This is a genomic window from Lacticaseibacillus yichunensis, from assembly GCF_003946405.1.
Taxonomy (GTDB): domain Bacteria; phylum Bacillota; class Bacilli; order Lactobacillales; family Lactobacillaceae; genus Lacticaseibacillus; species Lacticaseibacillus yichunensis.
Genome location: NZ_RHOG01000007.1, coordinates 26,229 through 51,853 on the forward strand (window position 1 = coordinate 26,229; position 25,625 = coordinate 51,853).

The following is a 25,625-nucleotide window of genomic DNA, read 5'->3' on the forward strand; positions in this document are numbered from 1 at the left end:
AAAATGACGGTGGCGCAGGCCCGCACATTGATGGGGCTGGTGTTGAAGCTGTATCCAGAGGCGCAACCCACGCTGAATGCCGAGTCGCCATTTCAGATTCTGGTTGCGGTGATGCTCTCGGCCCAAACGACGGATGTGGCGGTCAACGCCTGCACGCCGGCGCTGTTTCGCGCGTATCCGACCCCGGCGGCCATGGCAACCGCCACCCCGGCTGAGCTGGAACCCTACATCGACCGCCTCGGACTGTACCACAACAAGGCCAAGTACCTGCAGGCATTGAGTGCCGCGCTTGTGGCTCAATTTGGCGGCGTGGTGCCGCAGACCTATGCGGAATTGACCCAATTGCCAGGGGTCGGGCGGAAAACAGCGACCGTGGTGCGCACCGATGCATTCGGCGTGCCGGGCATCGCCGTCGATACCCATGTCAGCCGCATCATCAAAGGCTTTGGGCTGGTGCCTCAGCGCGCCACACCCACGCAGATTCAGGCCTATTTGGAACATTTGATGCCACCTGACACCTGGATCAATTTGCATCGGGCGCTGATCAGACTCGGCCGCGAGTGGCTGTCCGCGCGCCGTCCTGAGTTGCCACCGGGTGCGGATTGGCAAGCGTTTGCCGGTTATTATCGACCGCTACAAAGGAGACCAACCAATGAGTGATGAGATCGTTCCTTCTGCACGTCACGCGGCCCGCGAAAGTTGGGCGCAGTACTTCATGAAATTGGCGACCACCGTGGCTGCCCGGTCCACTTGTGAACGGGCAACGGTCGGCGCTGTTTTGGTCCAGGACCATCGCATTATCGCGACCGGCTACAACGGCAGCATCTCGGGTGACCCGCACTGCGATGAGGCCGGTCATTTGATGCGCGACGGGCACTGCATTCGCACGCTGCACGCGGAAATGAATGCGATCTTGCAGTGCGCCTTGAACGGGGTATCCACCCGCGGGGCAAGTGTCTATGTCACGTATTATCCTTGCCTGAATTGCACCAAGGCGCTGATTCAATCCGGCGTGAAGGCGATCTATTACGCGCATGACTACAACAACGACCCATACGCCGTGGCGCTGCTCAACAGCCACGCCATCAAGGTCGTCAAGGTGGCATTGCCGGAAGACTGATCGCGGGTTGGTTGGGCTTCTCTGGTAGACGACGAGAACGGGAGGTCGGCGTCAGTGCCGGCCTTTTTGCGTGACATTGAAAACGTGGGCGGGCGGACGCAAAAAGATCCGGCAAGCATTGCATATCGTGCTTGCCGGATCTTTTGATTGGCGCAAAACTATTTTGACGCGAGGTCAGTCGCCGGGTGGGGTGCCTTCGTCGGTGTTTTGGCCCTCGTTGTTCCCACTGCTACTGCTCGAACTGGTACTGGAACTGCTGCTTTCCGTCTCTGTGCCACCGCCTTCGTCTGTTCCTGGTGCGGTCTCGTTGTCAGTCCCAGAGGAACTCGATGAGGAACTATCCTCCGTTTCGGAATCGGACGTTTCATCGGGCTTTTCGCTACTGCTCGAGGAACTGGACTTTTCAGAAGACGACGAGGAAGCGGAAGAGGAGCTGCTGCTTTCCTTTTCGGTCTTGACCGTGGTCTGGGTGGTTGGGCCGTAGCCGCGCACATACAGCTCGCGGGTCGTGTTGGCCGTGTTACCGGTGACGGCGGTGCCGGGGTTGGAGCCGCGCAAAATATGTTCGACCAGGACCGAATCGGGCTTTGTCCAATCCTCATTTTTGAGGTTCTGGGCCTCAATGTCGTAAGTCATCAAAGCTTTATAGATCTGCTGGGAAATGGTCTGTTGGGAATAATTTAACCCGGCTTCCGTTGCCTTATCGTAACCGGTCCAAACGGAGATCACACGCTGGCGGGTGTAGCCCGTGAACCAGGCGTCTTTGGCGATGCCGGTCTGGTTGAGGGCGGGATTTGCGGCCAGTTCGGCTTCGCTGTAATCCGTGGTCCCGGTCTTACCGGCCTGATAAAGTCCGCTGATCGCCGCGGAGGTCGCGGTGCCACTACCACTGAACACGCCCTTGAGCATGTCTGTGATCATGTAGGCAGTGCTGGATTTCATGGCGCGATTACCATTGGCGGTAAAATCAACCGTGGTCCCATCCGGCTTCACGACTTTGCGGATATAAGTCGGCTCGTAATACGTCCCGCCGTTGGCAAAAGCCCCATATGCGGCGGCCTCTTCCTCTGTTGTGACCGAGGCGCCGATCGCGCTTGAGCCATACTGCTCGTCTTTTGGCAGATCGATGCCGAGGCCCTTGAGGAAGTTGACGGCTTTGGACATGCCGACTTCTTCCAGCGTGCGCACGGCCGGGACGTTACGGGACTGGACCAGCGCCGCACGCATTGACATCATGCCAAGATAGGTGCGGTCCCAGTCATACAGCTGGGTGCTGGTGCCAGGGTAGATGTACTTGCTGTCATCGAGCTGCTGGTAGGTGGAATAATTCAGATATTCGATTGCGGGGCCGTACGCCATCAGCGGCTTCATGGTCGACCCGTTGCTTCGGGTGTTGCGGGTCGCGCGGTTGAAGCCGAGCCGGACATCCCCAGTTTTGCGGCCGCCGATCTGGGCGATCACATTCCCGGTGTTTGGATCCGTCATGGTGACGGCCACCTGCATCTTATTATCCGGGAAGGTGACGTAATCGTCTGAATTGACGATCTCATACAACCGCTTTTGCGCCTTCATATTTAAATTGGTGTAGATTTTCAGGCCATCCGTGTAAGGGTTGGCGTTCATCTTTTTCTTCACTTCGGCGATGACTTCCGTTAAATAGGAATCAATCACCTTGTCAGTTTCTGTTTCATTTTTCGCGGCGGTCTGCTTGACCAGACCATCTGTGATCGGCGTGGCCGTGGCCGCTGCTGCTTGGGCCTTGGTGATCTTCTTGTCGCGCAGCATCGCCGCAAGCACGGCATCGCGGCGGGTCTTTGCGGCTTCCGGATGCTCATAGGGGTCATAGCCGACCGGCGACTGCGGCATTCCGGCGATCAGCGCGGTCTGCGCCAGTGTCAGCTGCTTGAGGTCCTTCCCGTAATAGTATTTGGCGCCGGTGGCCATTCCGTACTGACCATTGTCCATGTAGACTTTATTGATGTAGAATTCCAGAATTTGTTCCTTGGAGTAGGTCCGCTCGACTTGCATCGCAAGCCAGGCTTCCTGGGCCTTGCGCCGGAATGTCTGATCCGAGGCCTTGGTGGAAAAGACGGACAGTTTGACCAGCTGTTGGGTGAGGGTCGAGCCCCCTTCAAGCCCGGAGCCATTGCCCGTGAGCTTGCCGACCACGTTGTTCAGCGCCGCGCCACCGATACGAATCGGGTCGATGCCGAATTTTTCCTGGTAAAAACGCCGGTCTTCGATCGACACCACGGCCTGTTTCAACTGAGTCGGAATATTATTGGCACTGACGTAGACGGTATTTTTTGTGCCCAGGGTCGCGAATTCTTTATTGTCGGCGGCGTAAAGAATGGCGCTACTGCCGTCGATCAAGTCGGCCTTGGTCAGTGTTGGGGCGTCTTTTGCATAATAAGCAAAAAGTCCGACGCCTGCTGCCACCGCGGCCAAAAACAAAATGACCAGCCACTTCAAGACGGACAGGAACCGGTTGCGTTTTTTCTTCGGCTTGGTTGGCCGCTGGCGCCGTTTGGCCATGCGTGATGGCGCAGATTGATTAGCCATGTTGGTGGGACCTCTTTTCAATAAGTTGATCGACAGCGCCTAAATACGGAATCAGCGGCTGCAGGGCAGGGTGGATCTCAAACCCGTTGGCCTCGATCTCCGTCAGCGGAATCGACTTGCGCCCGTCATCTTGCGCCGCCCGCCAGTATTCCAGCAAGGCGGAGGCTGGATAAACGAACAGGCGCTTGAGCGTGACAAAGCGAATCAGGGCAAAGCAGATGCCGTCTTGCGCGAGGCATGCCTTGAAATGCGCGACTTGATGCGGGTGAAAATTCTTGAGCGGAAAACTTTGCTTGTTCTTCGTTTCCTTGGCATCAAAATCGAGATAATACCCTTGATAAACGCCATTATAATCTGTGGTCGACGGGGTCTTGAAATAAGCCTCGCGAATCACAGCTTGGCTGCGCTGGGGGTAATCGACTTTGACGATCTGAATCGGCGTCGGCTTTTTGTGGACCACCGCCAGCCCCGCCTGCAAGTAATAGGCGTTGCTGTCGTTGAGTTCCTCTTCAAGCGTCATGCCGCGGCCGCCGTATGTGGTCGCGGCCTGGCGCGTGGTTTGCACGCCGCCTTGGTATGGCTTACCATTAGGGTAATGGATGGGCATAAGATCACACTCCTACCGCTATTATAGCAATTACACGCGCCTGCGCCTAATCAGGCCATTGCGCTAATTTTTCGAAAAGGAGGGCCTGTAAATTGGGCAAACGCCTATGGGTCACAGGTTATCGCAGCTGGGAACTCAATGTGTATGGGCCCCAGGACCCAAAACTTGCGGTGCTTAAATATATGTTAAAAAGCCATTTGCAGACCTTCCTGGATGACGGCGGCGAATGGGTCATCACAGGCGGTGAAATGGGCATCGAGCAATGGGGCGCCAGCGTCGCATTGGCGATGAAACCGCAGTGGCCTTCACTCAAGGTGGCCGTGATGGTGCCTTTTGCGGATTTTGGTAATCGCTGGAATGAGGATAATCAGGCGACGCTGGCGACTCTGCGCCAACAGGTGGATTTTTCCGCCTCGACCTCAAGTGGGCCATATAAGCAACCGGCGCAATTGTCCGGCTACACCCGCTTCATGGTTCAGCACACCGATCAGGCGCTGATTGTGTATGATCCGGAGTTTGAGGGCAAGTCCAAGTTTGCCTATGAGGCGGCTGTCGCGGAAGGCAAAAGGCGGGACTATCCGATCGACTTGGTGACCATGCCGGATCTGGAAGAGGATGCGCGAAATTACGGGGAGCAGCAAGCCGCGCAGCAGGATGAATAGGTAGGACGAGAAGCAGAAGGGTCAAGACCTAGCTGTCCACCCCTAAAACGCTCGGCTACGCACCCTCAAGTTGGGCTTCGCGGGGCAGTGGTGGCACATCTAGTCGTCCCAGCCACTCGATGGCCGAGTGCGCCATCAAGTGTCTAGGCCGCACTAGCTGTCCACCCCTGAGCGCCCCGCTACGCACCCTCAAGTTGGGCTTCGGCCCGCATGGCGGGGATATCTAACTGTCTCGTCCACTCGTTGGCCAAGTGCGCCACCAAGCACCCGAGCCAAGTTAGCTACCCCGCCATCCCGCGGGCCTACGCACCCTGACAAACTTGTCATTCTCAACGGGCAAATTATATGTTACAATCAATCTATCCTGTGCTTTAGATCAACGAGGTGTTTCCTTATGGATAGCAATACAAACAACAACGCGACCGGTTTTTCCATCCTCTATAGTCCCAAGGATATTCTGGATAAGCACTTTAAAAACAAGGTTCGCGGTTATGATCAAGATGAGGTCGATGAGTATCTCGACGGCATCATCAAGGACTATGAGAGTTTCACCGCCGAGATCGACCGGTTGAATGAGGAGAACGCGCGTCTGTTCAGTCGCGTTGATGAGCTGACCAAACAGCTCAACGTCTCTAAGAGTGTTGCGGCCCAAACGCCGCAGCAGCCGACAGCGAACGTGACGAACTACGATATTTTGAAGCGCTTGAGCAACCTTGAGCGCCACGTGTTCGGCAGTAAGCTTTCTGATGGCGGCCAAAGCAATAACGCCGATAGCAACAATGGCGGCGGGATCGACCAATATTAAACCAATTTGTAAATCTCGAGTGATCGCGGTCTGCATCTGCAGGCTGAGGAAAGTCCATGCCCGCACAAGCTGAAATGCTTGTAGTGTTCGTGCCAGGCCCAATAAGCCTGGGCACCCAGTAATGGGTGACGGCAGTCGATGGCGCTAAGGGCAACTATGTGCCGATCGACTCTAAGGTGCCACAGTGACGATACGTAGCTGGAAACGGCTGCGGTGGAACGGGTAAACCCCGCGAGCGAGTAACCCAAACTTTTGGTAGGGGCGCTATGCCATGGGAATCAAACCAACGGCAAAGCAGCGGTAACGCTGAGATAGATGATCACTGAAGGGACGTCTGCCTGAAGGCGTTCTGGAACAAAACATGGCTTATAGAGATTTACAAACAGGCACAGCTCGGGGCGACCCGGGCTGTTTTTTTGAACAAGAACCCGGCAACGCATGAGCGGCGCCGGATAAAAATGTTTTCCAAGCGTCGGTGATCCAGCGAGCCCGATTTCGCGGAACCGCGTCAGAGGTTTTCAGTTTCAGCAGTTGTCTCTTCCACTTTTCGCGTTTATACAAAGGAGCACTCCCATGCAATTTCATCTTCTCGCCACCATGGCGGCTGGGCTCGAGAGCCTGACCACCAAAGAGTTGCAAGACCTCGGCTACAAGACCCGCACCGAAAATGGCAAAGTCTACTTCGACGGCGATGAATCGGCGATCGCCACGGCCAACATCTGGCTGCGGACCGCGGATCGCATCAAGATCGTGGTCGGCCAGTTCCAGGCGCTTTCCTTTGACGACCTGTTTGAAGGCGTCAAGGCCTTGCCATGGGATCAATATTTGCCGATGGACGCTGCCTTTCCTGTGGCCGGCCGAGCGGTGCGCTCCAAGTTGCACTCCGAGCCCGATGCGCAGGCAATCACGAAAAAAGCGATCGTTGAAAAGTTAGCAGGCGTGTACCATCGCCGCGGTCGTTTACCAGAAACAGGGGATCTGTACCCACTTGAGGTGTCGATCTTAAATGACGTTGCGACCCTGACCATCGATACGACGGGCGACAGTTTGTTCAAGCGCGGCTACCGAATCGCCAAAGGGGATGCGCCGTTGAAGGAAAACTTCGCGGCCGCGTTGGTCATGTTGACGAATTGGCATCCCGACATGCCATTTTATGATCCGACCACGGGCTCGGGCACCATTCCGATCGAAGCCGCGCTGATCGGCCACAACATCGCGCCGGGCTTGCAGCGGCATTTTACCTTTGAGCATTTCTTCTTCATGCAGCCGCAAGTTCTGGCGGACGCCAAAGACGCCGCGATGGATCAGGCGGATTTTGACCGCGAGCTCGACATACTCGGCGCTGACCTGGACCAAAATATGATCGAGACCGCCCGCGTCAATGCCAAGCAGGCCGGCCTGCTGCACAGCATTCAGTTCAAGCAGCTAGCGGTCAAGGACTTCCGCACCGACAAGCCCCGCGGCGTGATCGTCTCCAACCCGCCATACGGGAAGCGGCTGAATGACTTGGCCGCCGCGCGTCGCCTGTACAAGGAAATGGGTGACGTTTACCGCCCAATGACCGGCTGGAGCAAGTATATTCTGACCGCCGATCTGGAATTTGAAAAGTCATTCGGGCAACGGGCCACCAAGCGGCGCAAACTCTATAACGGGGCCATGCGCACGGATTATTTTCAGTATTGGGCCACAACTCGATAAAGACTACCAGCGTTCCGCATTCGAGGCGGAACGCTTTTTTTTTAACCCAACACAGGGCTATAATGGGCAAAAAAGGGAGGGCCGCTATGAAAACCCTAACATTGTTCGCATTGCCAGAAGGTGGGCGCCAGACGCTGGAAAAGGCTGGGGTCACCGTGCTCGATGAGGCGCAGTATGACCCGAGCCAGGCCGGGTCTATCGACGCGATTCTCGGCTGGAACGACACCGGGCGCGCGCTGGTCGAAGGGCCAAACCAGGTGCAATTCATTCAGACCATGTCCGCCGGGGTCGACTATTTGCCGTTGAAGGCGCTGGCGGCGCAACACATTCTGGTGGCCAACACCGCCGGCATTCACGCGGTGCCGATCGCCGAAAGTGTCACAGGGATGATGTTGGCATTTGCTCGCGGCCTGTATCCGCTGGCAGCGCAGTGGGAGACAACTGCCCGCGACAGGATGTGGACCGCCGCAGGGAAAACTGCCGTCGTGTTTGGCACCGGGCACATCGGGCAAGCCATCGCCCAGCATTTGGATGCGCTTGGCATGACGGTCAATGGGGTCAGTCGGCATGGCGAGGCTAAGCCCGGATTCGCCCAGGTCGCAACGACTGAAAGTGGGCGCGCCCTTTGCCAAAACGCGCAGGTGATCGTCAACGTGATGCCGCTGACCCCGGCGACGCATCATTATTTTGATCATTCCTTTTTCGCTCATCTGACCAGCCACCCCCTGTTCATCAATGTGGGACGCGGGCCTTCTGTGGATACGGCGGCGTTGATCGAGGCGCTTGAGAACCACTGGGTGAGTGGGGCGGCGCTTGACGTTTTTGAACAAGAGCCGCTGCCGGCGGATTCGGGCTTGTGGACCCGGCCGGACGTGCTGGTCACACCGCATTTGTCCGGAACGGTTGAACAATTGCGCCAGCAAGTCTTCAATATTTTTTGGCCAAATCTTCAACAGCTGATGGCGACGGGGACTTTAAGGAAGAATCAAGTGGATCTGGCTGCGGGGTATTGATGCATTTTTGTCCCGGAACGGTTATACTAAAAATGTAATCGGTTTCAGCAAACAAAAGGAGGTCCTGCTCATGGCGCAACGCACCACTGAGATCATCAGCTTACTGGAGGATGCTTTACTGACAAAAAGGCCGGTCAAGATACACACGATCGACCGCAAGCAATTGCATGGGATCATTTCCGGCATCACCCCAGGGCTGGTCAAACCCTATCAGGAGCGAAGCACGGTCACCGTTGCCACCGACAAAGGCGACAAGCGTGTGCAGGAATATGCCATCACCAAGATCGCTTGGGCGTGACATCAAAACTAAATAGCAAGAAGGCGCAGGACGAGATCAACGTCCTGCGTTTTCTTTTGGGGAGCCGCATAAATGTTAAGTTTTTCGTAAGCGTTCACAATGTCGGCATAGCGGCGTTTCGTCGCAAACTGAAACCGTTGACAAAAAGTAAGCATCTGACTATACTGATCTCGTTAACTCGATTGCAGGTGTGGGCCTTGCTAACCCGCTGATCTCCTGTCCAATTCCTTCGGTGGTCCTGCCGGCCGAGTCCGGTTGCCGAACGATCGTAGCTTTCCCTTGAGTCTCATGGGGCCTGTCTCACCGGCGCTGGCGCGTGTTCGGCGATTCGGGTATAAGCGTTAACAACGGATGCCATTTTCATCTGGTGTTCAAAATGGGTCGGATGGATCACCGTGTGCCATCACAGCGGGTAGCACACGGTACATAGGGCGCGGCACCGACTCCCGCGCAGACAGCGGCACGTTCGTAACTGAAAATTTCAAAAATGGGGCCTCTCGAGGCCTCTTTAGTGTGTCTTGAGGCGCCAACTGACGAAATTTTGCCGGTTGGCGTTTTTTTGCGATGAAAAATTTTTTGCCAAAAGCTTCGTAGCGACCAAAATATTGAGGCAAATGAATTGGATCTGGTGTCTAATTGCTGCCAACTGGAAGATCCAGACAAGCAAAAAGGGCCAGGACAAATTGGCTTATCCTGGCCCCGGTTCGCGTGACTCGGTTATGTCCTGGTCAACAAGGCGATCAGATCTTCCTTTGGCACACCGGTAAAGAAGGCGTTTGTATCGACATCCTTGAGCGCTTCAGTGAGGTGCGCTGTGTCGTAAACGGTGCCGATCAAGGCCTGGGCCAGCTCATCCGCATTTTTCGCGCCAAAGAAATCGCCGAAGAAATGGAGATCAGTGATCTTGCCTTCGTTGGTGGTCAGGCGCGCGTCGATGGTGCCCATGTCAAAGTGCTGGCGCTTCTGCTGGGTGTAGGCAGGGGACTGGCCATAGACCCAATCCCAATTGCTGTAGACCTCGTTGTAGATCTGATCGACCGCGGCCTGGTCTTCCGGCGTGATCTGAACTTCGCGGTCCTTGATCGCGTCCAGCGAGTCCACGTCAAACAGGCGCTTCAGGAGGATGTCGCGGAATTCCGGCACGGTGAGATCCTGGTACTGTGGATCCAGGTATGGACGCAGGTTGGTCACGCGGCTGCGCACGCTTTGAATGCCCTTGCTGGCGATCTTGTCGGCTGGCACGTTAAGCACCTTGGGCACAACGCTCATGTCGACATCAAGCATCAGGGTGCCATGGGAAAAAGTCTTCCCGTTTCGCGTATACATCGCGTTGCCGGAAAACTTTTTGCCATCGACCAAAATATCGTTGCGGCCGGAGACTTCTGCCGTGGTGGCGCCCATGCTGTGGAGCGCATCGACGATCGGCTGCGTGAAGCTCTTGAAATCGCCGAAATCACTGGCGTTTGCATCGACCACAAAGGAAAAGCAGAGGTTGCCAAGGTCATGATAGACCGCGCCACCGCCGGAAAGCCGGCGGGTCACAACAATATCATGCGCGTCGATGTAGTCTTGATTGAGTTCCTCTGCGGTATTTTGGTTGCGGCCGACAATGACACTAGGGCCTTCATAGTAAAAAAGAAGCAGCGGGGCATCAAACGAGCGATTGTTCATCAGGTACTGCTCAGTAGCCAAGTTCATCCGAATATCATGGGATTTCATCACGACATAGTACATGGTTTTTGCCTCCTAGGTGAGATGGGAACAATTTTATTGTAAGCGTTTCATACGGGTTTGGCTAGTCTGGAGGAGCCGCAATTCCGCCCACCATGGCGTGGCCCGCCGCACCCTTTTTGAGTTGGGCTCTGGGCCGCATGGTGGAAGTATCTAGGCGACTCATGCACTCGATGGCAAAGTGCGCCATCAAGCACATAAGCCGACCTAGCTATTCCACCATAAACGCGGCCCGTCGCACCCTTTTATAGTTAGGCTCCGCCGAGCAGGGGTGGGACATGTAGTCGGCCTTGTCACTCGGTGGCAAGGTGCGCCACCAAGCGCCCAGGCCGAACTACCTGCCTACCCCTAAACGCTCGGCTTCGCACCCTTTTATAGTTGGGCTCCGCCGAGCAGGTCTGAGGCGTCTAGCAGTCTTGGGCGCTTGAGGCGAAGCGCGCCTCAAGCGCCCAAGCCAAGCTAGTCGCTCAGACCTAAACGCTCGGCTCCGCACCCTCGCACCCTTTTATAACGACACTATGAATAAGAACGCGTTTGGATTAGAATAATAGGGTAGTTAAATTCCGGTGAGAACCGGCAGGAGGAGTGATCATATGGCGGACACAACACCGCGCGTACAAGATGACCTTTATGAAGCCGTGAACGGCGAATGGGCGAAGACAGCCGAGATACCGGCAGACAAGCCGTCGACAGGGGGGTTCCAGGACCTGGCAGACGAAGTGGAAAAGAAATTGCTGGCGGATTTTGACACCGTCGCCGCTGATAGCAGCAAGGCCCCAGATGCCTTTTTTGCCCAGGCCGTAACTCTGTATCAGATCGCCAAGGACTATGACAAGCGCGATGCGGAAGGGATTCAGCCCGCATTGGACCGCTTGGCTGAATTGCAGGCCGTGACCGATTTTGCCAGCTTCAACGACAAAGCGGCACAGCTTGAAGCGGATCTATTCCCGCTGCCATTCAACACTGGCGTTGACCCGGATATGAAGAACACCAAGATCAACCGCGTTGAATTGGTCGGCCCGGGCACCATTTTGCCTGACACGACTTACTATGCGGCAGATAACGAGCAGGGCAAAAAGCTGCTGGCCGTTTGGCGCGACATGGCGGAAAAAGTCATCGCGCTGACCGATCTCGATGAGGCCGAGCAAAAGGCGACCATCGAAGACGCCTTGGCGTTTGATGCGGCAATCGCGACGCACGTCAAGAGTTCTGAAGAATGGGCCGACTATCCAAAGGGCTACAACCCGCAGTCCCTGGAAGAAGTCGATGCGCAGTTTGGTGACTTCGACTTTGCGGGCTATGCCAAGGCCGCGTTCCCGGTGGTGCCAGACACGATCATCGTGGGCGATCCGCGTTTCTTGAAGGAATTCACCCAGTTGTTTGATGCCGCGCATTTCACGCAGTACAAGCACTGGGCTTACATCAATGAGCTGTTGTCGCTGACCGGCTACCTCAGTGAGGACCTGCGTCAACTCGGCGGGACATTTGGCCGCACGCTTTCCGGCTTGCCAGAAGCCCCAAGCCAGGTCAAGGCTGCGTATCGCTTGGCCAACCGCTTCTATTCCGAACCGATCGGCATCTATTACGGCCGGACCTATTTTGGCGAAGCCGCAAAAGCCGATGTCACCAAGCTGGTCAAAGAGATGATTGCGACGTACAAGCGCCGTCTGAGCAATTCCAGCTGGCTGTCGCAATCGACCAAGGAAAAGGCCGTGGTGAAGCTCGACACGATGGTCCTCAAGATGGGCTATCCAGACAAGGCCAATGAAGTCTACGACCGCCTGCATGTTGATGCGGACGCAAACTTGCTGACCAACGTGATCGCGTTGAGCCAAGCGCGCCACGCCTTCAATGTCGAACAACTCACGAAGCCAGTTGATCGCAACACCTGGAACATGCCCGGTCATTTGGTGAACGCGTCCTATGACCCGTCCCGCAATGACATCACGTTCCCGGCGGCGATCTTGCAGGCGCCGTTCTATTCACTCGAGCAATCCGCAAGCCAGAACCTCGGCGGCATCGGCGCGGTCATCGCGCATGAGATCTCACATGGCTTTGACAACAACGGCGCGCAGTTTGACGAGTTCGGCAACATGGTCAACTGGTGGCAGCCGGCCGATTATGACCACTTCAAGGAACTGACCCAGCAAATGATCGATGAGTTTGAGGGTCAAGAAACGGAAGCGGGCAAGGTCAACGGCAAGCTCGTTGTGTCCGAAAATATTGCGGATGCTGGTGGCCTCGCTGCGGCGCTTGAAACGGCGCAAAATCTGCCAGACACCGATCTGCATGCCTTCTTCCTCAACTGGGGGGAGATCTGGCGGCAAAAGGCGCGCATTCCGTACCAGCAGCTCTTGCTGTCGGTCGACGTGCACGCCCCGGCCAAATTGCGGGCCAACATTCAGCCGCGTAACTTGGATGAATGGTACACCACGTTTGACGTCAAGCCAGGCGACGGCATGTACATCGCCCCGGAAAAACGCGTCCACATCTGGTAATTGAATCTGGTCATTGCGTGAAGAAGCCTGACTCGGGCAACCTGAGTCAGGCTTCTTTTGCGCAAAAAAGGGGACCGCCGTAGCAAGCCACATCTCTGTGTGTGTTGCGCGTCGGTCCCACTATTTTTAGATCCGGAGATCCTTAATCAAACTTGTAATCGTCGTCGCTCATCGCTTCGACCTCGCCCAAGCGATAGCCGTTGCCGACCTGCGAGAAGAAATCGTGGTTGGCAGTCGACGTCGAGATCCCGTTCATCACGATTGGATTCACATCCGCCGCGGTGTCTGGGAAAAGTGGGTCCTGGCCGAGGTTCATCAGCGCCTTATTCGCATTGTAGCGCAGGAACGTCAACACTTCCTCCGTCCAATCCGTCTTGGCGTACAGGTCATTGGTGTAGCCTTCCTCGTTGCTATAAAGATCGTAGACCAGATCGTACATCCAGTCCTTGAGCTTGTCCTGCTCGTCTTGCGGCAGTTCGTTGAACCCGAGTTGGAACTTATAGCCGATATACGTTCCATGAACGCTTTCATCGCGAATGATCAATTTGATGATCTCAGCGACGTTGGTCAATTTGTTGTTGCCGAGGTAATAAAGTGGGGTGAAGAACCCAGAGTAAAACAGGAACGTCTCAAGAAAGACGGACGCGATCTTTTTTTCCAGCGGGCTGCCGGTCTGATAAATATCGTTGATGCGGTTGGCCTTGTATTGCAGATGCTCGTTGGAGTTGGTCCAGTCAAAGATCTCATCGATCTCGCTGGGCGTGTTCAGCGTGGAAAAAATGGTGGAGTATGACTTCGCGTGGACGCTTTCCATGAACTGAATGTTGTTGAGCACCGCGCGTTCCTGTTGGGTGCGGATGTTGTCCATCAAGCTGCGCATCCCGTCTTGGCTCTGCAGGGTGTCCAGCAGGGTGAGGCCGCCGAAGACATGGCCGACCACCCACTGTTCGTCCTTGGTCAGGCTGCGCCAGTCATCCAAGTCGTTGGAAACGGGAATTCGCGTATCCAGCCAAAATTGTTCCGTCAATTTTTCCCAGGTTGCCTTGTCGATCTGGTCTTCGATCGCGTTCCAGTTGATCGCGATATAATTCTCTGCCATGTTCGGACTCCTTTTTCTATGTATGGCGCCGCCTTGCAAATGAGAGGTGGCGCCGCGGCTAGTCGCAGTTTCAATCTAGCTCACCAATGTGACTGCAGTGTCGTGGGCCAAATGTCAGGGTCCGAGCCGCTCAGGTCGTATCACCTGGTCCAAAAGGCGGACCTGGCGCTTGGCACCCTTACCTGTCGGACCCAAAAACGACATTTGGCCCACTTCTGCTTTTAGATCGAGCAGGATTCGCAAGCGTTTGAGCCGATCTCCTCTTGGTCATCCGTGTACGTGCGGATGTAGTAGATCGACTTGATGCCCTTGTGATGCGCATAGTTGCGCAAAATGTTGAGATCGCGCGTGGTCATCTTGGTGGTCCGCCCGTCTTTCCACGGGTACAGGCCAGCCGGAATGGTCGAACGCATGAAGAAGGTGAGGGACATGCTTTGGTCAACATGCTGCTGCGCGGCCGCATAGACGTCGATCTCTTTGCGCATGTCGATGTCATAGGCGCTTTGGTAATATTTCATATTATCATTGGCGAGACCCGGCGCCGGATAGTAGATCGTGCCGATCTTCTTTTCCTGGCGATCTTCGATGCGGTTGACGATCGGCTGAAGCGACGCAGAGGTGTCGTTGATGTAGCTGATCGAGCCGTTCGGGGCAACGGCCAGCCGGTTTTGATGATACAGGCCAGTCGCCATCACATCATCGCGAAGCGCCGCCCAGTCTGCCTGCGTCGGAATGTGGATGTCTTTGAACAGCCCTTGGACCTTGGCTGTTTTTGGTGCCCACGCCTCATCGATATATTTATCAAAATAGGAGCCGTCCGCATATTTGCTGGCTTCAAAATTATGAAAGACTTGGCCGCGTTCCTGGGCGATCTTGTTGGAGGCCTTCAAGGTGTAGTAATTCAATAGAAGGAAATAAATATTCGTGAAGTCCAGCGCTTCTTCATCCCCATAATACATGTGGTTCAGCGCAAAATAGGTATGCAACCCCATGGCCCCAAGTCCGATGGAATGGGCGAGCTCATTGCCATGCTGGACGGACGGCACGACATCGATGTTGGAGTGATCGGTGACATAGGTGAGGGCGCGGACCATCGCCTCGACGCTTTGGCCGAAGTCTGGGCTGGTCATCAGGTTCGGAATGTTGGTGGACCCCAGGTTGCAGGAAACGTCGCTGCCTAAGACATCGTATTCCTGCTTGTTGTTGATGGCAGACGGCACCTGGACCTGCATGATCTCCGAGCACAGATTGCTCATGATGATCTTGCCGGCGATCGGGCTGGCATTGTTGGCCGTGTCGATGTTCACGACGTAAGGATAGCCGGATTCCTGCTGGAGCTTTGAGATCTCGTTTTCCAGGTCGCGCGCGCGAATCTTGGTCTTCTTGATCGCGGGATTGGCGACCATGTTGTCGTATTCCTTCGTGATGTCGACATACGAGAACGGCTCGCCGTATTCCCGCTCAACGCTTTGCGGGGAAAATAGATACATGTCGGCGTCTGCCTTGATCAACTCATAGAACTTGTCTGGGACGATCACCCCGAGGCTCAAGGTCTTCACCCGGTATTTTTCGTCGGCGTTTTCCTTTTTCGCCCCTAGGAAGCTGATGATGTCTGGGTGGAACACGTTCAGGTAAACGACGCCGGCACCTTGGCGTTGGCCGAGCTGGTTGGAATAGGAAAAACTGTCTTCCAGCAGCTTCATCACAGGCAACACGCCACTGGCGGCGCCGTCGATGCCCTTGATTGGGGCGCCGGCTTCACGCAGGTTGGACAAGGTGAGGCCAACGCCGCCGCCGATCCGGGACAATTCAAGGGCTGAGTTGATTGCCCGGCCGATCGAGTTCATGTCGTCGGTGATCTGAAGCAGAAAACAGGAGACCAGCTCCCCGCGGCGTGCGCGGCCCGCATTCAAGAAGGATGGGGTGGCAGCCTGGTAGCGCTGGTGAATCATTTCATCGCCAAGTGCAAGGGCCAGGTCCTCGTTGCCATCCGCAAAATACAGCGCGTTGGCAAAAACGCGGTCGGTAAAGTCTTCCAGGTAATACGCATTGTCATCTGTTTTCAGCGCGTACTGGGCGTAAAACTTGTAGGCGGCCATGAAGGACTTGAAATGAAAATCCTGGGCATGCAAATGATCGTTGAGCTTATTCATGAACGTCAGCGAATACTTGTCCAACATCGCCTTTTCATAGTAATCATGAGTGGTCAGATAATCCAGCCGGTCCTTGAGCGACGGGAACTGGACCGTGTTTGGCTGGACATTTTCCTTGAGAAAGGCGGCCAGCGCCTCTTTGTCCTTGTTCAACGGAATCTGGCCATTGACCGGGATGTTGATCTCGTTGTTCAGCGCGTAATAGGTGACATCCTCAGGCTTGAGGGTCTTGAGAGATGGTTTTGCAGATACTGTCATGCGTGCGCCTCCTTGAATTTGGGTCGAAAAAAGCCGGCTGTATTAGCCAGCCAGCTGCTTCAGTGCCTCAGGACGGAACCCGTAAAACGAAGCGAGACCGTCCGCTTCAAGAACAGGCACAGCCTGGAATCCCTTGTCCTTCAGATAGGAGATGTATTGCGGCTCGTCGTTGATATTGTGTTCAGTGAAGGGGATGTTGTGCGTCCGCAGGTAGTTTTTGGTCATGCGGCACTGCGGGCAACCGTTTTTCGTAAATAAGGTGATATTCTTCATGGCGATCAGTCCTTTGTTTTTCGTATGGCCTAAGCATACACACGATTTTGTGGGGTGTCAATCAAAAAGCACTACATCATGTAGTTACTTTGCGTAACCCCCACAACATAGTGCTTTTCCCGATTGCTGTACAATTAGTATACCAGAGCTTGTCCATCATTTTGTCCAACATCGGCAAAAAGATCTTCAGAGTTTGGCACTGGCCGGCGCAAACGCCTATACTAATGGCGTAGCCGAAGCTGTAAAGGAGCTGAGAAAAAATGGCACGCGATAAGAAAATGGACGACGCGGTGATCATTGATATGAACGATGGGCTGATCGGCAACGCAGCCAATCACGACATCAAGACCGATGATCTGGCGAAGCGACTGGCAAAGGCAGCCACGCCGAGTCTGACTGGCCTGGATGAGCTGTTGAACGATGGCGGGGCCGCCCGCCGGGACTATCAGGCGATCGCCACTGGGTATCTGGTCGACCGCTACCAGCTGGAAGGCGAGGAACTGACCGCGGCGCGCGATGAGCTGGTGGTCGCCGCCGTCAAATATCTGGCGGCGCATCCCAAGCAATTTGATCAGTGGCAACGGTAGCGGTGCGCCTTAGCTGCCCGGACCCGGGCAGTCGGCCGACGACAGAAGTTAATGCAAAATGGCTCAGCTGACAACTCGTGTCGGCTGAGCCATTTTGCGTCTTGTTGCCAAGTTTCGCTTAGAGTATCGGCGAGAGCAGGCGGGAAAAATCCTGCTTGAATCGCAACCAGCGTCCCTGTTGGGCGATGATCGCAGGCGTGAGTTCCAGGCTTTCCTTCAAGTCGGCTTCAAAGATCGTCTGCAGCTCTTTGGCAAGTCCTTCGTCGTATAAAAAGGCGTTGACCTCAAAATTCAACTTGAAGCTGCGAATGTCAAAATTCGCCGAACCCACACTGGCATAGCGGCCATCGACCACCATCGTCTTGGCATGCAGGAAACCATTTTGATAATGGTAGATCTTGACGCCTGATTCAACCAGGAGCCGGGCGTAATACTGACTCGCGCGGAAAATAAAGGGGTGGTCAGGCATGTCCGGGATCATCACCCGCACATCCACGCCGGCCAGCGCCGCGGAGATCAGCGCATCCAGCATCGTGTCATCCGGAATGAGATAAGGCGTTTGGAGCCACACCGAATGCCGGGCCGCCGAGATCATTTTGGCATAGCCGAACTTGATCTGCTGGGCCATCGTGTCCGGGCCGCTGGCGACGATCTGCATCGGCAGGTGGCCGCGATCGGCGAGACGCTCGGGCTGGACGTTCTCGACTTGATACGGCACCATTTGATCATCCGGCACAGTGGCGTTCCAGTCCATTAGAAATTGAACTTTCAGCGCCAGCGCGGTGGCGCCGATGATGCGCAGGTGGGTATCGCGCCAATAACCAAACTTCTTGTCGCGGCCGACGTACTGGTCGCCGACGTTGAACCCGCCGATGAAGCCGATCTTGTCATCGATCACCACGATCTTGCGGTGCAGGCGATAATTCAAGCGAAAATCCAAAAACAAATGACGCGAGGAAAAAAAGGTCTCCGCCTTGCCACCCGCATCGGCGAGGGGCTGCCACCAGCGCGCCGAGGCGCCGAGGCTACCCCAGGCATCATAGAGGACCTTCACATCGACGCCTTCCTTGGCCTTAGCGACCAGGTGGCGCTGGAGCTCGTTGCCCAGCTCATCATTATAAATGGTGTAATACTCGACGAAGACGTGATCTTTGGCCGCATCGATATCGGCGAACAGCTGGGCGAATTTTTCCTTGCCATCAGTGAAAATATGGACCTCGTCATTGGCCAACACAGGGGCCTGGTCGGTATTGAGCAGGAGGGTCGCCAATTCCTGGGCGCCAGGCGCGGTCGAATTTTCCGGCAACAGGCGGCCGTGGGCATTCTCCCGTTTTTGCAGGGCGACAAAGGCGTGGACCCCTTTGCGGTACTCGGCGCGGATCTGTTCGAGTTTTTTGCTTGAAAGGCCGCGGCCGGCAAACAGGTAAATGCCAAACCCGATGACCGGCAAAAAGATCAACACAAGTAGCCACGCCCAGGTGGTCGGAATATCGCGGACCTCGCGCAGTACGGTGAAAATCGCGCCGATGGTGTTCAAGATGAGCAGGCCGATAATGACCCAACCGACGATCGACATAAGACGCCTCCTGAAAAAAGCCTTTACTTACTAATTATTAGTTGGTACGATGAAAGTACATTGATGATAAAGGTGGTTATCTTGTTGAATAATGATCTGTTGAACCTGTTGAAGCAGCGCCGCTCGATCTACGCGCTGGGCAAAAACGTCAAACAGTCCAAGGAAGAATTGGTGGACTTGCTGGAAACAGTGATCGAAGAGACCCCAACGGCCTTCAATTCCCAAACGACCCGCGCCGTCTTCCTGTTTGGGGACAAGCACGACCAGTTGTGGGACATCGTGGTCAAACGGCTGAAGTCCGAAGTCCCAACGGAAGCGGCTTATGCCAAGACCCAAGAGAAGATCGCCAGCTTCAAGGCGGCTTACGGCACCATTTTGTACTTCACCGATACCGCAGTGGTCCATCAGCTTGAACACGATTTCACGTTGTATGCTGATAATTTTGCCACTTGGGCGGAGCAAGCACAAGGTTCGGCGCAACTCAACGCCTGGGTGACGATGGCCAACAACGGTATCGGCGCGTCCCTTCAGCATTACAATCCGATCATCGACGAATTGGTCGCGGATGCGTTCGACATTCCTGCCAACTGGACCCTGCGTGCGCAGATGCCATTTGGCTCGATCGAAGCGCCGGCCGGCAGCAAGGACTACATGGCCCGCGAAGATCGCTTCAAGGTCCTGGATTAACACATATTAGATAGAAAAGAAATGTCGGTGCAGCGATGCGCTGGCATTTTTTTGTTGGCGAGGGCCGGTGCGGGACGCGTCGTGCGGTGACTGTGATCGCAAGGCCAACTTCTTTTTACCAAAGTTGACCATTTGCCGCCTCGCTTTGAGCATATTATTTGGGCGTGGTGAGACAAGGGACTATGCTTAAATCAAAAGGAGTGTGATCACATGACAAGCCGAATTTTGATCAATGCAGTGTATGAGCCGATTCATGAGCTTAAGGTGGATGTCTATTTGCCAACAACACCGGTGAAGGCTGGCATCATCGACATTCACGGCGGTGGGTGGTTTCGCGGCGATAAGCAAAAAGACGCGGATTGGGCGACGCGGCTGAACGATCTGGGCTATCTCGTGTTCGTGCCAAATTATCGCTATGCGCCCGCGGTCCATTACTCAACGCCGCTGACCGATGTCGAGACGCTGGTTGAATGGATCGGGGATCAATATGCGCTGCCAACCACGCAGCTGGCCGCAGTCGGCGGTTCGGCCGGGGGCAACATGGCCGTCGAGCTCGCGCTAAAATACGGGATGCCAGCCGTTTCCTTATCTGGCATCTTGGATATCGAGCAGTGGCTGGCGACACACAAAGACGTGGTGGCCAAGCAAGGCGACACGAGTCTGTTCAACGTCACGGCCAGCGCGTCAATCAACCAAAGTGGCAGCGATGATCAGTTCTACAAATGGTTCGTGACGAATTATTTTGCCGAGCAATCTGTCGCCAATTACCACGCCGCCACCCCGAGCACCCGGGTGACGGCCGAAACGGGCCCGCTGTATCTCGCGAACTCGCTAGCCGAATTTGTGCCGAGCAGTGGGGTCCTGCAGATGGCCGCCGCACTCACCGCCAATCAGGTGCCTTTTACGATGCGCCTGCTAGCAGGTCGCCGCCATGCAAAAGGGTATCTGGCCGATGTCGACGCGGATGTGGTCGCCTTCTTGCAGCGAAATCTGCCACCAGCGTAATGGTCGGGGAAGCCGTCTTCTGGGCGGTTTTTTTGGTTACTTCGCTCAGACCTAAACGTTCGGCTTCACCCCCTATAGTCGGGTTCCGCCGAGCAGGTCTGGGTCAGATAGTCGTCCCAGTCGTTCGATGGCAAAATACGCCATCAACCGCCCAGGCCGAACTATCTGCTCAGACCTAAACGCTCGGCTTCACACCCTACAGTCGGGTTCCGGTCCGCATGGTGGGGACATCTAGGCAACTCAAGCATTTGACGGCAAAGGACGCCATCAATTGCTTGAGCCGGCCTAGCTGCCCCACCATCCCGCGTACCGCCACACCCTATGCTTCGCGCAGTCCCTGTTGCGCTAACCCATGCGCGCTGTTTTCTTTATCCGGCACCCACTGGGCAAAAACGGTGAAGGGGGCCATCGCGTCGAGCAGGCGGGCGATTTCCGCCCCGTAATGTTTTGCGTAAGCTTTGTTGATGGCGTCGATGACGATCTTTGAATCGCTATAATAGGAAACAAGACCACTGAGCCCGGCGGCGGTGAGGGCAGAAAAACCCGCGATTGCCGCCTCAAACTCGGCCTGGTGGTTCGACATTTCGGGCAGTGCGCGGTGTTGCTGGCGCTGGTTGCCATCTGTCAGGATCAAAATGCCGATTCCGCTCGGTCCGGGGTTGCCCTTTGTCGCTGCATCTGTGTATAGTTTAATCATTCTATCTCCTAAGGAAGTGTGCGTGTGGCTGAAACAAGACGCCGGTTTTTCGTCCAGCCCGGTTGGGTCGATTTTATCATTTTTTGGGGGCTGATCACCGCCGGACTTTGTCTTTCCGTGATCTTGCAAATGGAGCTCGTCGGTTATGGCTGGCCCTCCCCAGTTTTCATCGGCTTGTTGGTCCTGGTGATTGCCTTGGCGCTGGTCCAGATCTTGCGCACCCGCCTGGTGATCGAGCCTGGGCGCGTGGTGATCGACCACCTGCTGCCGAGCAGTCGCACCATCATTGCGCCGACTGACGCCACGCTGACCGTCCGCGGCCACCAACTGACGCTTGTCGCCAAGTCCTGTGGCACGGTGCGGTTGGTCTATCTGAAAGATCCGGCGCCGCTTGCCGCTGCCTTAGAAGCTGTCGGGGTCACTGTCAAAATGGAAAAGGGGTAACCAGGTTGTCAGATATTGAGATCGCACAACAAAATGAAGCAGAAGAAATGCAGCCGATCGTGAAAGTCGCCGCAACGGTTGGTTTGTCCGAGGATGATCTAGAGCTATACGGCAAGGCGAAGGCCAAGCTCAGCCTGCCGACACTCAAACGCCTGCAGAATCATCCGCAGGGCAAATTGGTGTTGGTCACGTCGATCAACCCAACGCCTGCCGGTGAAGGCAAATCCACGGTCACCATCGGCCTTGGGGATGCGCTTCGCCTGCGCGGGCAAAATGCGGTGATCGCGCTGCGCGAACCCTCGCTTGGCCCAGTGATGGGGATGAAAGGTGGGGCGACCGGGGGCGGTTATGCCCAAGTTGTGCCGATGGAAGACATCAACCTGCATTTCACCGGGGACATGCACGCGCTGACCACCGCCGTCGATACGCTGGCGGCCCTGATCGACAACCATCTCCAGCAAGGCAACGCCCTCAACCTGGATCCGCGGCGCATCACTTGGCGGCGGGTCCTAGACATCAATGACCGTTCGCTGCGCCATGTGGTTCTCGGTTTGGGCGGCGCCACCTCTGGCACCCCGCGTGAAAGCGAATTTGATATCACCGTTGCCAGCGAGCTGATGGCTGTTTTGTGCCTCGCCAGCGACCTGGCAGATCTCAAAGCACGCATCGCTAAGATTGTGATCGGCTACACCTATGACCGCCAGCCCGTCACGGTCGGCGATCTGCAGGTCACCGGGGCGATCGCGATGCTGCTAAAAGACGCGATCAAGCCGAACCTCGTGCAGACGCTGGCCCACACGCCGACGCTCATTCATGGCGGCCCATTTGCCAACATTGCACATGGCTGTAATTCCGTCATCGCCACCCGGGCGGCCCTGGCGCTGGGCGACATCGCCATCACCGAGGCGGGATTTGGCGCGGATCTCGGCGGTGAAAAATTCATGGACATCAAGACCCCGGTATTGGGCAAACACCCAGACGCCGTGGTGATCGTCGCGACCGTGCGCGCGCTGAAATACAATGGCGGCGTGAAGCTGGCCGACCTGACCGCGGAAAATCGGGCGGCGCTGGCCACCGGGTTTGCCAACCTGAAGCGCCACATCGCAAATATGAAACGTTACGGCGTGCCAGTGGTGGTCGCGATCAATGCCTTCACCTCCGACACCGAGGCGGAGCTGTCAGACCTCAAACAACTGTGCGAAGCGAGCGGGGCAACGGCCGTCGAAGCCGATGTTTGGGCACGCGGCGGGGAAGGCGGCCTCGCGCTGGCCGATGCCGTCACCGCGGCCCTGAACCAGCCGGCTGACTTCACCCCATTATATGACCCAGCGGCTTCGGTCAAGGATAAGATCGCAACGATCGTGACCCAGATCTATGGGGGCGGCGAGGTCGTGTACGACCACAAGGCAGACCTTGCACTGCGCACCATTGCCAAAAACGGCTGGGCGAACTTGCCGATCTGCATGGCCAAGACCCAGTATTCACTGTCTGATGATCCCAAGAAACTCGGCGCGCCCACCGGTTTTGCGATTCACGTGCGCGACATCGTGCCACGGCTGGGCGCCGGCTTTTTGGTCGTGATGACAGGGGATGTCCTGACAATGCCGGGCTTGCCGAAGCATCCCGCGGCCCTGGATATGGATGTGTCCGCAGACGGCGTGATCTCGGGACTGTTTTAACGAAGTGGGTCAAATGCTGGGTTTGGGTTCGCCAGCTAAGCGCCAGGTCCGTATTTGACCCACTTCGACTTTTGGAGGAAAATTGTGCTCATTTATCTTATCTTAGCGGTGGTCCTGATCGCCGCCGACCAGCTCATCAAAGCCTGGGTGGTCGCCCACATCGCACTCGGCGCGACTCAGCCATTTATTCCAGGCATCTTGAGTCTGACTCACATTCACAACAACGGCGCCGCGTTTTCCATTTTGGAAGGCAAACAGTGGTTCTTTTACATCATCACCGTGGTGGCCCTAGTGGTCGTGGCGGCGCTGTGGCGTGATTCAAAAGGCGCACCTTGGTATCGCCTGGGGCTGACCTTGATCTTTGCCGGGGCGATCGGTAACTTCATCGATCGCGTCCGGCTCAAATATGTGGTCGACATGTTCCAATTCGACTTCATGAATTTTGCCATCTCAAACTTTGCGGATTGGTGCCTGACCGTGGGCGTGGTGATCGTCGTGATCTACCTCCTGTTTTTTGACAAGGGGGACTCGAAACGGAAACGCTGACGTTCACCATCCAGGCAGAAAGCGGGCGGCTCGATAAGGTGATCGCCGACCATGAGCCGGATATCACGCGCTCTCAGGCGCAAAAGTGGCTGGAGGCTGGCCACGTGCTGGTGAACGGCCAGGCGCAAGCGCCGAAATACAAGGTGCATGCCGGCGATGTGGTGGCCATCACGCCGCCTGAGCCGACGCCGCTTGAAGCCGTGCCGCAAGACATTCCGCTGGACATTGTCTACGAGGACGACCAGGTGATCGTCCTCAACAAGCCCCAGGGCATGGTGGTCCATCCAGCCCCGGGGCATCCCGATGGCACCTTGGTCAACGGCCTGCTTTTTCACGTGGATCTGTCCGCCATCAATGACGTGATTCGCCCGGGTATCGTGCACCGTATCGACAAAGATACCAGTGGCTTGTTGATGGTGGCCAAGACCCCGCTGGCCCAGCAGAGCCTGTCCGCCCAACTCAAGGCGAAGACCACCGACCGAGAATATCTGGCGATCGTGCATGGCACCTTCAAGGAAACGGAAGGGCGCATCGATAAGCCGCTGGGCCGCGACCCCAAGGACCGTAAACGCCAGGCGGTGGTCGCAAATGGGCGGCATGCTGTCACGCATTTTCACGTGCTCGAGCAATTCGCGCATTACGCGCTGGTGCGCTGCCGCCTGGAAACAGGCCGCACCCACCAGATCCGTGTCCACATGGCGTCGATCGGGCACCCGCTGGCCGGCGACCCATTATACGGGCCGAAACGCACACTGCCGGGCAACGGCCAGTTCCTGCATGCCGCGACGTTGGGCTTCACCCAGCCCGCGACAGGCGAGCGTCTCGAATTTTCCGTCGAACCGCCTGCGCTTTTTCAAAAAACCTTGGCGGATCTTGAAGCGGGGATTGACAAGACTCGACTGGTCCGCTAAAATTCAGATTAATGTATAGCACCTTTAACTAAGTCCAGAGAGGCTTGGAAGGTCCGCGCGCCTGCGCCCGTAGTGCAGGCAAGTTCGATGCCCGAAGACTATCTTCGCGCAACGCCTTCTGTCCAACTGGATGGAGGGCGTTTTTTTGTGGGGTGCTGAAAGGATGAGGAAAATGGCAAAACAAGTTGTTGATGGAGTCACCATGCAGCGCGCGCTGACGCGTATCACCTACGAGATCATCGAGCAAAACAAGGATCTAGATCAGCTCGTGATCATCGGCATCAAGACCCGCGGCATTTATCTGGCGCAGCGCATCGCGGCGCGCCTTAAGCAGCTCGAAGGCCTGGATGTGCCGGTCGGCGAGCTCGACATTCGGCTTTATCGCGATGACGTGCACAAGGCGGATCACCGCATGCAGCCCGATGTCACCGGGTCAAACATTCCGGAAAGCATCAACGACAAGCATGTGATCTTAGTGGATGACGTCATTTTCACCGGGCGCACCGTTCGCGCCGCCTTGGATGCTTTGATGGATCTCGGCCGCCCGAAGAAGATCAGCCTGGCAGTCCTTGTGGATCGCGGTCATCGTGAGCTTCCAATTCGCCCGGATTTTGTCGGCAAAAACATTCCGACCTCGCATCACGAGGAGATCAACGTTTCAGTCAAAGAGATCGACGGCCAAGATGGCATCAGCATCGGCCGCCTGGAGGATTAAA

At 56.0% G+C, this 25,625-nt stretch carries 24 protein-coding genes and 1 other RNA gene; 17 read left to right on the top strand and 8 right to left on the bottom strand.

Annotation, left to right across the window (positions count from 1 at the left end):
* Nucleotides 1-3 precede the first annotated feature (3 nt).
* Together EKM95_RS03505 and EKM95_RS03510 are read left to right on the top strand one after the other, a co-directional pair.
* Nucleotides 4-660, top strand: coding sequence for an endonuclease III domain-containing protein (locus tag EKM95_RS03505; RefSeq protein ID WP_125696513.1), 657 nt, complete (start codon nt 4-6; stop codon nt 658-660).
* A complete protein-coding gene (locus EKM95_RS03510) occupies nt 653-1,120 on the top strand; it encodes a deoxycytidylate deaminase (RefSeq protein ID WP_125696457.1) in 468 nt (155 codons plus the stop codon). Before EKM95_RS03505 ends, EKM95_RS03510 begins: the two co-directional genes overlap by 8 nt.
* Before the next feature lie 174 nt (nt 1,121-1,294).
* Here EKM95_RS03510 and EKM95_RS03515 read toward each other — a convergent pair whose 3' ends face one another.
* The gene (locus EKM95_RS03515) at nt 1,295-3,682 is read right to left on the bottom strand and encodes a PBP1A family penicillin-binding protein (RefSeq protein ID WP_125696458.1); all 2,388 of its coding nucleotides are present in this window, start codon (nt 3,680-3,682) and stop codon (nt 1,295-1,297) included.
* Nucleotides 3,675-4,289, bottom strand: coding sequence for a Holliday junction resolvase RecU (gene recU, locus EKM95_RS03520; protein WP_125696459.1), 615 nt, complete (start codon nt 4,287-4,289; stop codon nt 3,675-3,677). Before recU ends, EKM95_RS03515 begins: the two co-directional genes overlap by 8 nt.
* A gap of 92 nt (nt 4,290-4,381) precedes the next feature.
* Here recU and EKM95_RS03525 point away from each other — a divergent pair, with 92 nt between their 5' ends.
* The 6 genes from EKM95_RS03525 to EKM95_RS03550 all read left to right on the top strand — a co-directional run bounded on the left by EKM95_RS03525 (nt 4,382) and on the right by EKM95_RS03550 (nt 8,765).
* Nucleotides 4,382-4,951, top strand: coding sequence for a DUF1273 domain-containing protein (locus EKM95_RS03525; protein WP_125696460.1), 570 nt, complete (start codon nt 4,382-4,384; stop codon nt 4,949-4,951).
* Nucleotides 4,952-5,345: 394 nt separating this feature from the next.
* Nucleotides 5,346-5,756 (top strand): cell division regulator GpsB, encoded by a 411-nt coding sequence (gpsB, locus tag EKM95_RS03530; RefSeq protein ID WP_125696461.1) that lies wholly within the window; start codon nt 5,346-5,348, stop codon nt 5,754-5,756.
* A gap of 11 nt (nt 5,757-5,767) precedes the next feature.
* Nucleotides 5,768-6,130, top strand: an RNA gene (rnpB, locus tag EKM95_RS03535) — RNase P RNA component class B.
* Between the two features lie 199 nt (nt 6,131-6,329).
* Entirely contained in the window at nt 6,330-7,454 is a 1,125-nt protein-coding gene (locus tag EKM95_RS03540) for a THUMP domain-containing class I SAM-dependent RNA methyltransferase (protein WP_125696462.1), read from the top strand.
* Between the two features lie 86 nt (nt 7,455-7,540).
* Entirely contained in the window at nt 7,541-8,467 is a 927-nt protein-coding gene (locus tag EKM95_RS03545) for an NAD(P)-dependent oxidoreductase (protein WP_125696463.1), read from the top strand.
* Between the two features lie 70 nt (nt 8,468-8,537).
* Nucleotides 8,538-8,765: a hypothetical protein gene (locus EKM95_RS03550; protein WP_125696464.1), complete on the top strand. Its 228-nt coding sequence runs from the start codon at nt 8,538-8,540 to the stop codon at nt 8,763-8,765.
* A 717-nt stretch (nt 8,766-9,482) separates the two neighbouring features.
* Here the strand turns inward: EKM95_RS03550 and EKM95_RS03555 are convergent.
* Nucleotides 9,483-10,499 (bottom strand): lipoate--protein ligase, encoded by a 1,017-nt coding sequence (locus EKM95_RS03555; protein WP_125696465.1) that lies wholly within the window; start codon nt 10,497-10,499, stop codon nt 9,483-9,485.
* Nucleotides 10,500-11,089: 590 nt separating this feature from the next.
* Here EKM95_RS03555 and EKM95_RS03560 point away from each other — a divergent pair.
* On the top strand, nt 11,090-12,994 hold the full coding sequence (locus EKM95_RS03560; RefSeq protein WP_125696466.1) for a M13 family metallopeptidase: 1,905 nt from the start codon (nt 11,090-11,092) through the stop codon (nt 12,992-12,994).
* A gap of 142 nt (nt 12,995-13,136) precedes the next feature.
* Here the strand turns inward: EKM95_RS03560 and nrdF are convergent, their stop codons facing one another.
* The 3 genes from nrdF to nrdH form a co-directional block, all read right to left on the bottom strand.
* Complete coding sequence (nrdF, locus tag EKM95_RS03565) at nt 13,137-14,093, bottom strand: class 1b ribonucleoside-diphosphate reductase subunit beta (RefSeq protein WP_125696467.1); 957 nt, start codon at nt 14,091-14,093, stop codon at nt 13,137-13,139.
* A gap of 221 nt (nt 14,094-14,314) precedes the next feature.
* Entirely contained in the window at nt 14,315-16,504 is a 2,190-nt protein-coding gene (gene nrdE / locus EKM95_RS03570) for a class 1b ribonucleoside-diphosphate reductase subunit alpha (RefSeq protein ID WP_125696468.1), read from the bottom strand.
* Nucleotides 16,505-16,546: 42 nt separating this feature from the next.
* Entirely contained in the window at nt 16,547-16,777 is a 231-nt protein-coding gene (gene nrdH / locus EKM95_RS03575; protein ID WP_125696469.1) for a glutaredoxin-like protein NrdH, read from the bottom strand.
* Nucleotides 16,778-17,037: 260 nt separating this feature from the next.
* On the opposite strand from nrdH, the gene EKM95_RS03580 reads away from it, so the two are divergent.
* Nucleotides 17,038-17,364 carry a hypothetical protein gene (locus EKM95_RS03580; RefSeq protein WP_125696470.1) on the top strand — a complete coding sequence of 109 codons (327 nt, stop codon included), beginning with the start codon at nt 17,038-17,040 and terminating at the stop codon, nt 17,362-17,364.
* 118 nt (nt 17,365-17,482) lie between these two features.
* Here the strand turns inward: EKM95_RS03580 and cls are convergent, their stop codons facing one another.
* Nucleotides 17,483-18,940 carry a cardiolipin synthase gene (cls, locus tag EKM95_RS03585; protein WP_125696471.1) on the bottom strand — a complete coding sequence of 486 codons (1,458 nt, stop codon included), beginning with the start codon at nt 18,938-18,940 and terminating at the stop codon, nt 17,483-17,485.
* A gap of 84 nt (nt 18,941-19,024) precedes the next feature.
* On the opposite strand from cls, the gene EKM95_RS03590 reads away from it, so the two are divergent.
* Nucleotides 19,025-19,627 carry a nitroreductase family protein gene (locus EKM95_RS03590; RefSeq protein WP_125696472.1) on the top strand — a complete coding sequence of 201 codons (603 nt, stop codon included), beginning with the start codon at nt 19,025-19,027 and terminating at the stop codon, nt 19,625-19,627.
* A 210-nt stretch (nt 19,628-19,837) separates the two neighbouring features.
* On the top strand, nt 19,838-20,632 hold the full coding sequence (locus EKM95_RS03595; RefSeq protein ID WP_125696473.1) for an alpha/beta hydrolase: 795 nt from the start codon (nt 19,838-19,840) through the stop codon (nt 20,630-20,632).
* A gap of 319 nt (nt 20,633-20,951) precedes the next feature.
* On the opposite strand, the gene EKM95_RS03600 is transcribed toward EKM95_RS03595, so the two are convergent.
* Complete coding sequence (locus EKM95_RS03600; protein WP_125696474.1) at nt 20,952-21,329, bottom strand: ribonuclease HI family protein; 378 nt, start codon at nt 21,327-21,329, stop codon at nt 20,952-20,954.
* A gap of 24 nt (nt 21,330-21,353) precedes the next feature.
* Between EKM95_RS03600 and EKM95_RS03605 the strand changes: the two genes are divergently transcribed.
* The 5 genes from EKM95_RS03605 to pyrR all read left to right on the top strand — a co-directional run bounded on the left by EKM95_RS03605 (nt 21,354) and on the right by pyrR (nt 25,624).
* Entirely contained in the window at nt 21,354-21,773 is a 420-nt protein-coding gene (locus EKM95_RS03605) for an EbsA family protein (protein ID WP_125696475.1), read from the top strand.
* A gap of 5 nt (nt 21,774-21,778) precedes the next feature.
* Nucleotides 21,779-23,452, top strand: a complete 1,674-nt coding sequence (locus tag EKM95_RS03610) for a formate--tetrahydrofolate ligase (protein WP_125696476.1) — start codon at nt 21,779-21,781, stop codon at nt 23,450-23,452.
* An 84-nt stretch (nt 23,453-23,536) separates the two neighbouring features.
* Entirely contained in the window at nt 23,537-23,998 is a 462-nt protein-coding gene (gene lspA / locus EKM95_RS03615) for a signal peptidase II (protein ID WP_125696477.1), read from the top strand.
* Nucleotides 23,995-24,909 carry an RluA family pseudouridine synthase gene (locus EKM95_RS03620; RefSeq protein WP_125696478.1) on the top strand — a complete coding sequence of 305 codons (915 nt, stop codon included), beginning with the start codon at nt 23,995-23,997 and terminating at the stop codon, nt 24,907-24,909. The genes lspA and EKM95_RS03620 overlap by 4 nt, the downstream gene beginning before the upstream one ends.
* 172 nt (nt 24,910-25,081) lie before the next feature.
* Nucleotides 25,082-25,624, top strand: coding sequence for a bifunctional pyr operon transcriptional regulator/uracil phosphoribosyltransferase PyrR (gene pyrR, locus EKM95_RS03625; RefSeq protein ID WP_318530892.1), 543 nt, complete (start codon nt 25,082-25,084; stop codon nt 25,622-25,624).
* The last annotated feature ends 1 nt before the right edge of the window (nt 25,625 follow it).